We start from the raw sequence: 290 nt of genomic DNA on the forward strand, positions 1-290 counted from the left end.
CGATATTATGGGAATCATGGGCCACGGTGGAGGCCAGAGCGCCCCGCTGCAATCTGAAACCCTGGACCAGGCCCAGCCCCAGGTTGCCGGTGCCGTGGTGGCGCTCCACCACCGCCAGTTTCAACAGGTCTTGTCCCGGGTCCGCGGCCAGGCGGCCGTTTTGCACCGGCGCGGGCAAGACCCGTTTTTCCGTGAGCAATTGGCCGGGGATGAGGCCGATGACCTTGACCAGACCACCCGCCGCGGGCGGAGAAAGGGCATCGGCTCCCGGCATCTGTACCTGCAGGGCG

General features: G+C 66.9%; 1 protein-coding gene. It reads right to left on the bottom strand.

Going from position 1 to position 290, the window contains the following annotated elements:
• Positions 1-274, bottom strand: a 274-nt coding sequence (locus LZP69_RS16095) for an adenine deaminase C-terminal domain-containing protein (RefSeq protein WP_326490274.1), incomplete at its 3' end; no start/stop codon positions are given.
• Positions 275-290 lie beyond the last annotated feature (16 nt).

The sequence above is a fragment of the Shewanella sp. AS1 genome, from assembly GCF_021412565.1.
GTDB lineage: Bacteria > Pseudomonadota > Gammaproteobacteria > Enterobacterales > Shewanellaceae > Shewanella.